Origin of the sequence: Salmonella sp. SAL00670, from assembly GCF_046552235.1 — a bacterium.
In the GTDB taxonomy this organism is placed as follows: domain Bacteria; phylum Pseudomonadota; class Gammaproteobacteria; order Enterobacterales; family Enterobacteriaceae; genus Salmonella; species Salmonella enterica.
This window is the reverse complement of sequence record NZ_JBGDUO010000001.1, coordinates 566,458-579,708: the sequence shown is the minus strand read 5'-3', so window position 1 is coordinate 579,708 and position 13,251 is coordinate 566,458. Positions and strand designations below refer to the sequence as shown.

Genomic DNA, 13,251 nt, shown 5'->3' with positions numbered 1-13,251 from the left:
AACCTCACTGTTATCCCAATAAGCGGTGGATACGCGTTAATCCTGCCACCAGTCGGTCCACTTCTTCATGGGTGTTATACATCGCCAGCGAAGCCCGGCACATTGCCGGCACGCCATACCAGGCCATGAGCGGCATTGCGCAGTGATGCCCTGTTCGTACCGCGATACCGTAATTATCAAGAAAGCTGCCGACGTCGTAAGCGTGGTGTTTACCCAGATTAAACGCGATGACGCCCAACCGCTGCGCCGGGCCATATAGCGTGATATCAGGCACCTGCGCCAGTTGCTCCAGCGCATAGCGCATCAGCATCTGCTCATAATCGCCAATCTTATCCAGTCCCAGCGACGTCACATAATCAATCGCCGCGCCGAGACCGATGATGCCGCCAGTATTCGGCGTTCCCGCCTCAAAACGCCAGGGCGCTTTCGCCCATGTCGTTCCCTGCGTCAGGCTGACGGTCGAGATCATCGACCCGCCCCCTTCCCACGGCGGCATTTCTTGCAGCAACGCCTCTTTAACATACAGAATGCCGATGCCGGTCGGCCCGTAAAGTTTATGGCCGGAGAAAACGTAAAAATCGCAGTCCAGCGCCTGGACGTCAACAGCATGGTGCATCACGGCCTGGGCGCCATCCACCAGCACTTTCGCCCCATGCTGGCGCGCCAGCGCAATCATGTCCGGCAGTGGGTTTTCCGTCCCCAGCACATTGGAAACATGGGTAATGGCCAGCAGTCGGGTCCGGTCATCGAACAGCGCAGCTAAGGTCTCCAGCCGCAGCGTACCGTCAGGATGCAATGGGATCACGCGCAGTTCAGCGCCTTTGCGCTCGCACAGCATCTGCCAGGGAACGATGTTGGCGTGATGCTCCATCTCGCTGATGATAATGTTATCCCCGGCGCGAATATTTTCCGTTCCCCAACTGTTGGCGACAAGGTTAATGCCCTCCGTCGTACCGCGCACGAACACCAGTTCTTCTGCGGAGCGGGCGTTAATAAACCGCGACGCCTGCTTACGCACATTCTCCATGCTTTCGGTCGCCTGCGCGCTTAACGTATGGATACCCCGATGTACCGCAGCATAGCCGTGACGGTAGAAGGCAGATTCAGCATCAATCACCTGATTAGGTTTTTGAGCGCTGGCTGCGCTGTCCAGGTAAGCCAGCGGCAGGCCGTTAACTTCACGCTGCAGTATGGGAAAATCCGCCCGTACTTTTTCTACAGGAAATGTCATACCAGGCCTCCGGGCAGTCGCTGGCCGATTCGCGCCAGCACCTGCTGTTTAAGGGCGCTATCATGGATAGCTTCCGTTAACTCTGCGGCAAACGCGTAAAGAATCATGTGCCGCGCCTCCTGCTGCCTGATGCCGCGTGATTGCAGATAAAACATCTGCTCATCGTCAATACGCCCGATCGTCGCGCCGTGGCTGCACTTCACGTCATCGGCATAGATCTCTAATTGCGGTTTGGTATCGACTTCGGCCAGTTTCCCCAACAACAGGTTATTATTGGTCATCTGACCGTCGGTTTTAATGGCGTGTTGCGCCACGTTAATCAGGCCATTAAAGACCGCGCGTCCTTTGTCGCTGACGATGGTCTTGTGCAACTGGCGGCTGTTACAGTAGCCTTTGTTATGTTCCAGCCATGTCCGCGTATCGCAGACTTCATTTTTCACCGGCATCGCCAGACTATTCAGTCGAAGCGTCGCGTTTTCACCATTCAGTTGTGAGCTGCTGTGGTGACGTAGTACTGCGGCGCCCAGCAGAAAACTGTGGCTAAACGCCGAGGCGTCTGTCGCCAGCAGAAGATCGTTATGCGCAAAGTGATAGCTGGACGCATTTTCAAACGCCAGTTTGATATGACGCAGTTGCGCATTGTCTGCAACGTTCATCGTCAGACGCGCGCCGGTAAAATGTTTTGCCGCTGTAAGGCTGACATAATGCTCAATAACCGTCGCTTCCGCGCCTTCCGCCAGCGCCAGATGGTGGCGATAATGCGCGGTGTTCAGCTCGTCGCCATCCACGCCCTGCGTGATATGCATTAACAGTAGCGGCCTGGTCGGACGCTGATTTCGCCGTACCTGTATATACGTGACACATTGTGCCAGGCTTTCCGTCAGATGCAGAAAAACCTCGGGATGTACCGGCGCGGCAAGCGTCTGGCGCTCATCCCTGACGCTTACGTCAAATCCGCTGTTTTGCGTGCTATCACTGAGCTCTGGCATAAACCGACCATCGACAAACACCAGCCGCACGGCATCGATTTGCAGCGCCAACGCATCACGCTGTGCGGCGCTGATAGTCGCACACTGCTGGATAAACTGGCTATGGGTTAAGCCCTCCAGCGGCGTGTATTTCCAGTCTTCATGTTTACGCGTCGGCAATCCCAGACGTAACATCTGTTGTAAATGTTGTCTTGCCTGCTCAGTTCGACTTTCTCCTTTTTCTTCAAAGAGATGTTGCCATTGCTGTAGCGCTTTACTGCTGTTCGGTAAGCCAGCCATAACCCTGCTCCTCCAGTTGTTTGACCAGAGTAAAATCGCCGGAACGGACAATTCGCCCCTGATAGAGGACGTGGACGTAATCGGGCTTGATGTAGTCCAGTATGCGCTGATAGTGGGTCACGATAATAAAAGCGCGTTTATCGTCGCGTAACGCGTTGACGCCTTCCGCCACAATTTTCAACGCATCGATATCCAGTCCGGAGTCCGACTCATCAAGGATGCACAGTTCCGGCTCCAGCACCGCCATTTGCAAAATATCATTGCGCTTTTTCTCCCCGCCGGAAAAACCGACGTTTACCGAACGGGTCAGCAAATCTTCCGGCATTTTCAGCAATGCGATCTTTTCTTCCATCAGATCCTGAAAATCAAAGCGATCCAACGACGCCTGCCCGCGGTAGGCGCGCACGGCATTCAGCGCGGTTTGCAGGAAAAACTGGTTACTGACGCCGGGGATTTCTACCGGGTACTGGAAGGCCATAAAAATCCCTTCGCCCGCCCGTTCCTCCGGAGACAGTTCAAGCAGATCTTTACCTTTGAACGTAACCGAGCCGCCGGTGACCTCATAATCTTCACGTCCCGCCAGAGTGGCGGAGAGCGTGCTTTTCCCGGAACCGTTCGGCCCCATAATGGCATGAACTTCGCCGGGGCGAATCTCCAGATTCAGGCCACGCAAAATCGCTTTTTCTTCCACACTGACCTGTAAATCTTTAATGCTTAACATGGTTTTTCCTTCATCATTAACCGACGCTGTGCTCAAGGCTAATCGCCAGCAGTTTTTGCGCTTCAACGGCGAACTCCAGCGGAAGTTCCGAGAAAACGTCTTTACAGAAACCGTTGACGATCATCGAAATAGCGTCTTCTTCGCTGATACCGCGTTGCAAACAATAGAAAAGCTGATCTTCACCGATGCGTGATGTTGTCGCTTCGTGCTCCAGCTGCGCGCTGTTATTGCGGCATTCAACATACGGGAACGTATGCGCGCCGCAGTCCGCGCCAATCAACATGGAGTCGCATTGGGTGAAATTTCGGGCGTTAGTTGCCGTCGGCATAATTTTTACCAGCCCACGGTAGCTGTTCTGGCTGTGGCCGGCGGAAATGCCTTTTGAAATAATGGTTGAGCGCGTGTTTTTACCGATATGGATCATTTTGGTGCCGGTGTCAGCCTGCTGATGTCCACTGGTCAGCGCAACGGAATAGAACTCGCCGATAGAATTATCACCGCGCAGGATACAGCTCGGGTATTTCCAGGTAATCGCCGAACCGGTTTCCGACTGGGTCCACGACATCTTGCTGTTTTCCCCTTCGCACAACGCCCGCTTGGTCACAAAGTTCAGAATGCCGCCCGTGTTGTTGTCGCCCGGGAACCAGTTTTGTACGGTGGAATATTTTACTTCAGCATCTTTATGGATGATGACTTCCACTACCGCGGCGTGGAGCTGATAACTGTCGCGTACGGGCGCGGAGCAGCCTTCGATATAACTCACATAGCTGCCTTCATCCGCCACCAGAATCGTGCGCTCAAACTGACCGGTTTTCTCGGCGTTAATGCGAAAATAGGTGGATAACTCCATTGGGCAACGCACGCCTTTGGGAACATAGATAAATGTCCCATCGGAAGCGACTGCCGCATTCAGCGCGGCAAAAAAGTTATCGTTCCCCGGCACGACGGTGCCAAGATATTTCCTGACCAGGTCAGGGTGATCGTGTATCGCTTCGCCAAAAGAACAGAAAATAATGCCCTGTTCCGCCAGTTTTTCACGGTATGTGGTCGCTACGGAGACCGAGTCAAAAATCGCATCGACGGCGACCTCTTTCCCTTCGCGAACCGGAACGCCAAGTTGCTCGAAGGCGTCTTCAACCTCTTTACTCAAAAAGGTATTCGCGCCCGTTTGCTGTACGGCTCCCGGCTGGGAAACGCAGTTATCGTCGCAGTTTCCGCATGATGGCGCAGAGTAATAGCTGTAGTCCTGATAGTTCAGTTTATCGTAGTACGCCTTCAGCCAGTGCGGTTCATCCATGTCCAGCCAGGCTCTATAGGCATTGAGACGAAATTCCAGCATCCACTCAGGTTCGTTACGCTTTGCGGAAATCGCGCGCACCACCTCTTCGCTGATGCCTTTTGCCAGTTCATCAGTGGGTAGTTGCGTGAAAAATCCTTCTTTGTAATTAAGGCGTCCGCCTGTCCAGATGCCGACCTCTTCCGTTGCTTCAGTGTTACGAGACATAGTACCGCCTATACCCCAAAACTTTCGCCGCAGCCGCATTCATTCTGGGCTTTGGGGTTATGAAATTTAAATAACTGGTTCAGCCCTTCCTGTACGTAATCCACTTCTGTTCCGTCAATAAAAGGCATCGCCTGTAACGGTGCGAAAAGCTTTGCGCCTTCGGCTTCAAAAACCAGATCGTCTTTATCCGGCTCCCGAACGGTATCCAGAACATAGCCAAATCCGGCACATCCCGTCTGTTTTACGCTTAACCGCACGCCCAACATGCCCGGCTGCTTTGCTGCCAGTTCACGTATGTGCGCTGCCGCCGCTGGCGTTAGCGTCAGCCCTTGCCAGGGGAAGTCCTCCGGGTTAAACGTGTCTGAATGCAATTCCATAGAGTTACCTCGCGTTCTAAATCACCAGGATATAACAGCATGTTAGTGATAATGATTATCACTTCAACCCCTTAACCGCAGGGGCTTTCCAACAAATGGTCATATTGAGCGCCTTTTATTAAGCATAGACCCTGTCCGCCAGGTCATACGACAGACAAAAAACCACTTAACTTTTTGATAAGTAATGATTTATAAGACATTAACCGTTCTGGCAGGTCAAAAACGAAAAGATGTATAGAAAATGACTATTTAATTAATAGGCTGTCGACATTGCCGGGCGGCGAGGTCAGAACCCCATTTTTTGTATGGATACCTGGCGTTGCGCTCTTTATAATCCGCTGCGGTTCTATAACTCAGTTTGAGCTATAGGTTTATGTAAACTCTTTCCGGCATTTCAGGTGCTGAATGAGGCAAGAGGCTTAAAATATGGTTGTTACGCTCGCGTATATCGCACTTTTTTTGGTTTTCTCGTGGGTCATCTTGAGAATTAATCAAAAAAGCGATTCTCTGTCGAAAAGCGTTTTTATCGCTATCTTTTTAGGGGCTGTTATTGGTTTATCCCTACATTTTATTTCAGCAAATCACACTAAAACTATTATCGAATGGTACAGCATCGTCGGCAATGGTTACGTCCACCTGCTAAAACTGGTCGCTATACCGCTAATTTTTATTTCTATTCTTTCCGCCATCAATAAACTGGAAAATAGTGCCGGCATCGGAAAAATGTCGCTGACGATCGTCGGATGCATGTTATGCCTGGTGATGGCTGCTGGTTTTATCGGATTACTGACCGCCCATGTACTGGGGCTTGACGCCAGCGCTTTTGTGCACATGCCGTCAATGTTAACTACAGAAGAAGTCAATAAGACTGCCGCGGTGTCGATTCCCCAGTTAGTGACATCGCTGATTCCGACTAATATTTTTCTTGATCTTACGGGGGCCAGAAGTGTTTCCGTTATCGGCATCGTTATCTTCACGCTAATAGCGGGGATCGCCCTGTTAAAGGTCAAAAAAGAGGCGCCGGAAGAAGGTCAGAAATTAAGCGCAGGCATTAACGCTATTCAGATATGGGTCATGAAGATGGTACGTATCGTTATTGCATTAACGCCCTATGGCGTCATGGCATTAATGACTACCGTATTTTCATCATACCACTTTGAACAATTCGCCAGCTTACTTGGTTTTATCGGTGCCTGTTACATCGCGATTTTTATGATGTTTATCGTGCATGCCATCTTGCTGATCCTCAGCGGTAATAATCCAGCGCGTTATTTCAGAATGGTGTGGCCCGTCTTAACCTTTGCGTTTGTTTCCCGCAGCAGCGCAGCCTCTATCCCGCTGGCCATTTCCGCCCAGGAAAAATTTGGCGTACAAAGCACCATTGCCAATATTTCCGCCTCGTTTGGCTCCAGTATGGGGCAAAATGGCTGCGCCGGGATTTATCCGGCTATTATGGTAGCGATGATTGCGCCCACCATCGGCATTGATCCGCTCTCGCTGCATTTTCTGGCCGCGATGTTGCCTGCCATTGCGCTAGGGTCTATTGGCGTAGCCGGCGTCGGCGGCGGTGGTACGTTCGCGGCGCTGATTGTCCTGTCGACGTTGAATTTTCCCGTTGCGCTGGTCGGTATTTTTATTGCCATCGAACCTATCGTTGATATGGCCCGCACGGCACTGAACGTTAACGGATCGATGATGTCAGGTGTGCTGGCTAACCGTATTTTGAATAATCATACGGCTGACGACATGCCAGCGGTTATTGACAGACCTTAGTTTTTTACGCGCCCGGAAAAGAAAAACCCTTAAGTCTGTTCAATACAGGCTTAAGGGTTCCGGCCCCATCCGGCGCTTATCTCCGGCACTCCTAATGGCTTAGCTCTTGAAGGGGCATAAGAATAATCTCATAAAGAACGCGCGCCTTTTTAGCACAAATGGCGATCTGTATTTTTTTTAAACAAAATCAAGGGGGCTATCTATTATCTGGGGACAGTGTCTGGTGAGATTGCCTGGTAACATAGCCGGATGGCGGCTAACGCCTTATCCGGCCTACACAGACTTTATTAATGCACGCCCAACCGCCAGGCGAAATAGATCTCTTCTTTCAGTTCGGTTGCAGAGAGGGTGAGGAGATCGGCAAACTCTAACTCCAGCTGTTTTAAACGCTTCAAATACTGCGCGGGAGAAAGTTCGGTTTTATCACGGCGTAAAAATTCAATCGCCAGTTGGGTCGGGTCTAAATCAGTAGACATATCATCCTCGCTTATGTGTAAACGTGCACAGTATATCACCTTTTTCTGCGCACATTTTGACCAAAAGCAATATGCATCACACTTTTATGGTGACAACGTCACACAATCGCCGTAGTAAGACGCGAAGAACAGCACAGACGTCCCTGTTCATCAAAGATCTCTATCTGCCAGACCTGATGGCGAGCCCCGGTATGCAACGCTTTACAGACGCCTCGTACGCGCCCCTGACGCGCCGACCGTACATGGTTGGCATTCACCTCCAGCCCCACCACCTTTTGCTCCCCCTGCGTACACAGATAGCCTGCGACCGAGCCGATACTTTCCGCCAGCACCACAGACGCTCCGCCATGCAGCAAGCCGAACGGCTGTTTGGTGCGATGATCGACGGGCATTGTCGCTTCCAGCGTATCGTCCCCAATACGCTCAAAGCGGATATCAAGCAGGCCAACCATATTCCCTTCCCCCATCGCATTAAGCGCATCGAGGGTCACTTCACGTTTCCAGATCAACCTATAATCTCCAGTAATGCCTGCAACGGGTGACGCACGCCCGTACCTTCAATGCGTTTAACCTGGCTTCGGCAGGAATAGCCGGTTGCCAGGCAACGGTTTCGCGGTAGACGTTGCATCGCCTGATGCCAGGATAGCTCATAAATTCCCAGCGAATTTTTATGATTGGTGAGTTCATGTCCATAAGTGCCCGCCATACCGCAGCAGCCTACGCTGACATTTTCCAGCTTCGCGCCAAAATGGGCAAAGATGGCGGCCCACTGCGCAGGCGCGCCGGGTAAAGCCGTGACTTCCGTACAATGACCAAAAAAGTACCACGGTTCGCCGCTCACCTCGACGGACAGTCTTGCATTTATTTCCTGCGCCAACCATTCATTCACCAGCAACACATGAAAATCGCCGCGCTGTTCGCCCAGCGCCAGTTTGTATTCGTCGCGATAACACAGAACCAGTGCCGGATCGACACCCACCATCGGCATCCCCAACGCGGCGATCCGATTAAGGAACTCAGAGGTTTTTTTCGCCGTTTTCGCAAAGCGATTAAGAAAACCTTTAATATGCTGCGCCTTACCATTCGGCGAGAACGGTAACAATACCGGCCTCCTGCCCAGTTTTTCCGCCAGGCGGATAAAGTCCGCTACGACCCGAGCGTCGTAGTAGCTGGTAAACGGGTCCTGAACCACCAGTACCGTTTTCGCTTTTTGCTCGGCGCTCATGCGCTCCAGTTGCTCAAGCGTCATATTAGCGGACGGATGGCCCACCAGTTGCTGTTGCAATGAAGGGGCAGAAAGCAGAGGTAAATCCACCATACCGATATGTTTTTTCGCCAGATTACGAACCACCGGTTGGTTAATAAAAAAGTTAAAGGTCTTTGGCGCACGCGCCATCAGCGGCGCGTAGGTCTCGACCGTCGCCACCAGATGATCGCGTACCGGACGCAGATAACGCGTATGGTAAAGCTGTAAGAAACGTGAACGAAACTCCGGAACATCGATTTTAATCGGGCACTGGGTCGTACAGGCTTTACACGCCAGACAGCCGGACATGGCCTCTTTAACTTCATGGGAAAAGTCATACTCGCCTTTGCGTTTGTGCCAACTATTCCGGGTGCGGGCAATCAGCGTGCGTAAGCTGGCGCGTTTTTCTGGCAACTCCTTTTCCAGCTTCAACGGATCGACGCCGCGATCGGCCAATAGACGGAGCCATTCCCGCACCAGCGTCGCCCGCCCTTTCGGCGAGTGGATCCGGTTAAGGCTAATTTTCATCGACGGGCACATTGGGCTTTTCGCATCGAAATTAAAGCACAGGCCGTTACCATTACACTCCATAGCGCCGCGCCAGGTCTGCCGTACCGCCAGCGGGATTTGCCGATCCCAGGTGCCGCGTTTTACCGCATCCACCTTCATCATCGGCGCCTCTATCCCCTGCGGTGGACAGATTTTACCCGGGTTAAGTCGATTATGCGGATCAAAAGCCGCTTTTATTTTGCGCAGCTCGCCATACAGGACTTCGCCGAAAAAGGCCGGGCTGTATTCCGCACGAAAACCTTTTCCATGCTCGCCCCACAACAGCCCGCCGTATCTGGCGGTCAGCGCGACGACCTCATCGGAGATCTGTTTCATCAACAGTTCCTGCTGCGGATCGCACATATCCAGCGCCGGACGCACATGCAGCACCCCGGCATCCACGTGGCCGAATATGCCGTAACTTAAGCCATGACCATCCAGCAGGGCGCGAAATTCGGCGATGTAATCGGCCAGATGTTCAGGCGGCACGCAGGTATCTTCCGCAAAAGGAATCGGTTTGGCAGCACCTTTCGCATTACCCAGCAGCCCTACCGCTTTTTTGCGCATCGCGTAAATACGCTCAATACCCGTCAAATCGGTACAAAGTTGCCAGCCGATCACGCCCGCTTCCGCTCGCGCCATCAGACCATCCAGCCGGTGGCACAGCGCCTCGACCTGTCCGTCAATAAGCGCTTCATCGTCACCCGCGAATTCCACGATATTCAGGCCAAGCATTTCTTTATCCGGCACATCGGTAATCAATTCGCTAACGGAGTGCCAGACAATATCTTCCCGCGCGAGGTTAAGGACTTTGGAATCGACCGTCTCGACGGATAAGGCGCGCGCATCAACCATAAAAGGGGCGTTACGCAGCGCGGAATCAAAGGAGTCGTATTTTACATTCACCAGACGGCGGACTTTGGGTATCGGGGTAATATCCAGCCGGGCTTCAGTAATAAACGCCAGCGTCCCTTCCGACCCCGTTAAGATGCGGGTAAGATCGAAGCGGGTCATGTCATCGTTAAAGACGTGGCGTAAATCGTAGCCTGTCAGGAAACGATTGAGCTTTGGAAAGCTATCGAGGATAAGTTGACGGTTTTCCAGGCAGGACTGATAGACGGTCTGATAGATGCGGCCTGGCATCGTCGTGTTTTCACCCAGCGTCCGGGCAAGCTCTACGGGCATCGATTGCGTGTCAAGGATATCGCCCCCCAACAATACGGCCCGTATGCCTAAGACGTGATCTGACGTTTTCCCATAGACCAGCGAACCCTGACCAGAGGCATCGGTATTAATCATACCGCCAAGCGTGGCGCGATTACTGGTGGAAAGTTCCGGCGCAAAAAAATAGCCATACGGCTTTAACGCCTGATTAAGCTGATCTTTTATCACCCCCGCCTCTACCCGCACCCATCTCTCTTCAGGATTAATTTCAATAATGCGGTTCATATAGCGGGACATATCAACAATAATGCCCTGGTTTAGCGCCTGGCCATTCGTGCCAGTACCGCCGCCTCGAGGGGTAAATATCAGCGACGTAAAGCGCGGCTCCGCCGCCAGACGGGCAAGAAGCGCGACATCCGCCGTAGAACGGGGAAACACAACAGCATCGGGAAGAAGCTGGTAGATACTGTTATCGGTCGACATTGTCAGACGGTCGGCATAGCTGGTTGCCGTATCGCCCGTAAACCCTTGCTGCTCCAGCGCCTGCAAAAAATTGAGCACCAGCTGAACGACGCCGGGTGCCTGAGAAATTTGTGGAATCATTATATTGACCTTTTCCTGCGGTCTATGTTGTGAACGGTGGCGCCCAACCCGGCGAGCGCGAGCGGTCTACGCACAGGAAGGGATGCTTAATCGTTTGCGTGTTGCGTTATTTGTTGTATCACATTTTTTTCCTGTGCGCCCAACAGAATTACATGCAGAATCGGCCTGTTAAAAACCGCTGAAATTGCTCATCATTATAGGGTGTGGTTTGCATGTTCACGTCGCGCCAACGTTCTGGCGCAAAGACAAAGGTGAAAAGTATTTATGGTAAATGTTCGTCAGCCCAGGGATATTGCGCAAGTGCTGCTATCGGTGCTGTTTTTAGCCATCATGATTGTGGCCTGTTTGTGGATAGTACAGCCTTTTATTTTGGGGTTTGCATGGGCAGGTACGATTGTTATCGCGACCTGGCCCGTTTTGCTGAAATTACAAAAAATATTGTGGGGACGCCGCTCGCTTGCCGTACTGGTCATGACGCTGCTGTTAGTGCTGCTCTTCGTTATTCCCGTCGCCTTGCTGGTGAACAGCATTGTCGACGGTAGCGGCCCGCTCATCCATGCAGTGACCGGCGGCGATATGACGCTACCCGATCTGGCATGGTTAAATAATATTCCGTTGGTTGGCGCCAAACTGTATGCCGGATGGCATAGCCTGCTGGATATGGGCGGTAGCGCTATTATGGCGAAAGTGCGGCCTTATATCGGCACAACCACGACCTGGTTTGTCGGTCAGGCGGCGCATATCGGACGCTTTATGATGCACTGCGCCCTGATGCTGTTGTTTAGCGCCCTGCTTTACTGGCGCGGCGAACAAGTGGCGATGGGAATACGCCATTTTGCCTGTCGTCTCGCGGCTAAACGCGGCGATGCGGCGGTTCTGCTGGCTGCCCAGGCGATCCGCGCCGTGGCGCTTGGCGTGGTGGTCACCGCGCTGGTACAGGCGGTACTTGGCGGCGTCGGGCTGGCGATTTCCGGCGTGCCTTACGCTACCCTGTTGACGGTAGTGATGATCCTTTCGTGCCTGGTTCAGTTGGGGCCGTTGCCGGTATTGATTCCAGCCATTATCTGGCTTTACTGGACAGGCGACACCACCTGGGGCACCGTGCTGCTGGTTTGGAGCGCCGTCGTCGGCACTCTGGATAACGTGATTCGCCCGGTACTCATCCGCATGGGCGCCGATTTACCGCTGCTTCTGATCCTTTCCGGGGTAATCGGCGGCCTGATTGCATTCGGTATGATTGGTCTGTTTATTGGACCGGTGCTTCTGGCCGTGACCTGGCGTTTGTTCTCCGCATGGGTACATGAAGTTCCGGCGCCGACGAATGAACCAGAGGAGATCCTTGAAGAGCTGGATGACATCGAGGAAGCCAACAAGCAGTCATAATCCCGTCGGGCGGCATTGCCGCCCGATGCTTTAGCGACGTTTATCAATTCAACGCACACTCCATTTTGATTCGCCCGTCTGTTCCCCGCCGCATCTCATTTCTGTCGCAAATCCGTTACAGTTTTTAAACTATTGAGACGAATCTGATCGACGCAAAAAGTGCTCATGCCTACTATTAGCACACGGTTATAAATCAACACATTGATTTATAAGCATGGAAATCCCCTGAGTGAAACAACGAATTGCTGTGTGTAGTCTTTGCCCGTCTCCTACGATGGGCTTTTTTTTTAACTTTTTTCGCTGCATTGTTACATAAGCCAGCTCCCGTTTCCCTTCAACACCGCGATATCTGCAACGAACAAATAATATTGCACAAAATAGTGTGATTCTGTTCAAGTCGAAACGGTGTCGGTGGTGCTATTTATAGCATCACTTTTTTCATATAAAAGCCTAAAAAATGATGAACGCGTTAGAACTACAAGCACTACGGCGTATTTTTGATATGACGATTGAAGAATGCACAATCTATATCACCCAGGATAATAATTCGGCAACCTGGCAACGATGGGAAGCTGGCGACATACCCATCTCTCCAGAAATCATTGCCAGGCTAAAGGAAATGAAAGCCAGGAGACAGCGACGAATTAACGCCATTGTTGACAAAATAAATAACCGCATCGGCAATAATACAATGCGTTACTTCCCTGATTTATCTTCTTTTCAGTCCATTTATACAGAGGGGGATTTTATCGAGTGGAAAATTTATCAATCTGTTGCTGCCGAACTTTTCGCACATGATCTGGAGCGGCTGTGTTAGACGTAAACTTTATCGCCGCATCGTATTGATACCGGATAGAAAGCCACACAATCACGACATTGACTTGTCACCCTATCCAATATGCTTCCTGCCTGTGTATACCACTGTAACGTTCAGGCGGCATCTCTGAGTCAGATAA

General features: G+C 51.9%; 11 protein-coding genes and 1 other RNA gene. 4 read left to right on the top strand and 8 right to left on the bottom strand.

Annotation, left to right across the window (positions count from 1 at the left end; translation table 11 throughout):
• Positions 1-10: 10 nt before the first annotated feature.
• From sufS to sufA, 5 genes are read right to left on the bottom strand one after another with little or no spacing between them, the layout of a single operon-like run.
• Positions 11-1,231 (bottom strand): cysteine desulfurase SufS, encoded by a 1,221-nt coding sequence (sufS, locus tag ACLJRS_RS02875; protein WP_000143859.1) that lies wholly within the window; start codon positions 1,229-1,231, stop codon positions 11-13.
• Entirely contained in the window at positions 1,228-2,499 is a 1,272-nt protein-coding gene (gene sufD, locus ACLJRS_RS02870) for a Fe-S cluster assembly protein SufD (protein ID WP_000907929.1), read from the bottom strand. Before sufD ends, sufS begins: the two co-directional genes overlap by 4 nt.
• A complete protein-coding gene (gene sufC, locus ACLJRS_RS02865) occupies positions 2,474-3,220 on the bottom strand; it encodes a Fe-S cluster assembly ATPase SufC (RefSeq protein WP_000948902.1) in 747 nt (248 codons plus the stop codon). The genes sufD and sufC overlap by 26 nt, the downstream gene beginning before the upstream one ends.
• Positions 3,221-3,236: 16 nt before the next feature.
• Complete coding sequence (gene sufB / locus ACLJRS_RS02860; RefSeq protein ID WP_000089388.1) at positions 3,237-4,724, bottom strand: Fe-S cluster assembly protein SufB; 1,488 nt, start codon at positions 4,722-4,724, stop codon at positions 3,237-3,239.
• Positions 4,725-4,732: 8 nt separating this feature from the next.
• Entirely contained in the window at positions 4,733-5,101 is a 369-nt protein-coding gene (gene sufA / locus ACLJRS_RS02855; protein WP_000418969.1) for a Fe-S cluster assembly scaffold SufA, read from the bottom strand.
• A gap of 426 nt (positions 5,102-5,527) precedes the next feature.
• Here sufA and ACLJRS_RS02850 point away from each other — a divergent pair, with 426 nt between their 5' ends.
• Positions 5,528-6,874, top strand: coding sequence for an L-cystine transporter (locus tag ACLJRS_RS02850; RefSeq protein ID WP_000261856.1), 1,347 nt, complete (start codon positions 5,528-5,530; stop codon positions 6,872-6,874).
• A gap of 287 nt (positions 6,875-7,161) precedes the next feature.
• Here ACLJRS_RS02850 and ACLJRS_RS02845 read toward each other — a convergent pair whose 3' ends face one another.
• The 3 genes from ACLJRS_RS02845 to ACLJRS_RS02835 all read right to left on the bottom strand — a co-directional run bounded on the left by ACLJRS_RS02845 (position 7,162) and on the right by ACLJRS_RS02835 (position 10,912).
• The gene (locus tag ACLJRS_RS02845; RefSeq protein ID WP_001537749.1) at positions 7,162-7,350 is read right to left on the bottom strand and encodes a YdiH family protein; all 189 of its coding nucleotides are present in this window, start codon (positions 7,348-7,350) and stop codon (positions 7,162-7,164) included.
• Positions 7,351-7,448: 98 nt separating this feature from the next.
• Positions 7,449-7,859 (bottom strand): 1,4-dihydroxy-2-naphthoyl-CoA hydrolase, encoded by a 411-nt coding sequence (gene menI, locus ACLJRS_RS02840; protein WP_000637930.1) that lies wholly within the window; start codon positions 7,857-7,859, stop codon positions 7,449-7,451.
• Entirely contained in the window at positions 7,856-10,912 is a 3,057-nt protein-coding gene (locus ACLJRS_RS02835) for an FAD-binding and (Fe-S)-binding domain-containing protein (RefSeq protein WP_000612929.1), read from the bottom strand. The genes menI and ACLJRS_RS02835 overlap by 4 nt, the downstream gene beginning before the upstream one ends.
• Before the next feature lie 264 nt (positions 10,913-11,176).
• Between ACLJRS_RS02835 and ydiK the strand changes: the two genes are divergently transcribed.
• The 3 genes from ydiK (at position 11,177) to ACLJRS_RS02820 (ending at position 13,112) form a co-directional block, all read left to right on the top strand.
• On the top strand, positions 11,177-12,295 hold the full coding sequence (gene ydiK / locus ACLJRS_RS02830; protein ID WP_000248615.1) for an AI-2E family transporter YdiK: 1,119 nt from the start codon (positions 11,177-11,179) through the stop codon (positions 12,293-12,295).
• 182 nt (positions 12,296-12,477) lie between these two features.
• An RNA gene (rprA, locus tag ACLJRS_RS02825) (antisense sRNA RprA) lies at positions 12,478-12,585 on the top strand.
• A gap of 167 nt (positions 12,586-12,752) precedes the next feature.
• Complete coding sequence (locus ACLJRS_RS02820) at positions 12,753-13,112, top strand: YdiL family protein (RefSeq protein ID WP_000980452.1); 360 nt, start codon at positions 12,753-12,755, stop codon at positions 13,110-13,112.
• Positions 13,113-13,251: the final 139 nt, after the last annotated feature.

Excerpts from the sequence above, each read along its gene's own strand:
- sufS (WP_000143859.1), bottom strand. The coding sequence starts at position 1,231 with ATGACATTTCCTGTAGAAAAAGTACGGGCGGATTTTCCCATACTGCAG.
- sufD (WP_000907929.1), bottom strand. The coding sequence starts at position 2,499 with ATGGCTGGCTTACCGAACAGCAGTAAAGCGCTACAGCAATGGCAACAT.
- sufC (WP_000948902.1), bottom strand. The coding sequence starts at position 3,220 with ATGTTAAGCATTAAAGATTTACAGGTCAGTGTGGAAGAAAAAGCGATT.
- sufB (WP_000089388.1), bottom strand. The coding sequence starts at position 4,724 with ATGTCTCGTAACACTGAAGCAACGGAAGAGGTCGGCATCTGGACAGGC.
- sufA (WP_000418969.1), bottom strand. The coding sequence starts at position 5,101 with ATGGAATTGCATTCAGACACGTTTAACCCGGAGGACTTCCCCTGGCAA.
- ACLJRS_RS02850 (WP_000261856.1), top strand. The coding sequence starts at position 5,528 with ATGGTTGTTACGCTCGCGTATATCGCACTTTTTTTGGTTTTCTCGTGG.
- ACLJRS_RS02845 (WP_001537749.1), bottom strand. The coding sequence starts at position 7,350 with ATGTCTACTGATTTAGACCCGACCCAACTGGCGATTGAATTTTTACGC.
- ACLJRS_RS02835 (WP_000612929.1), bottom strand. The coding sequence starts at position 10,912 with ATGATTCCACAAATTTCTCAGGCACCCGGCGTCGTTCAGCTGGTGCTC.
- ydiK (WP_000248615.1), top strand. The coding sequence starts at position 11,177 with ATGGTAAATGTTCGTCAGCCCAGGGATATTGCGCAAGTGCTGCTATCG.
- ACLJRS_RS02820 (WP_000980452.1), top strand. The coding sequence starts at position 12,753 with ATGATGAACGCGTTAGAACTACAAGCACTACGGCGTATTTTTGATATG.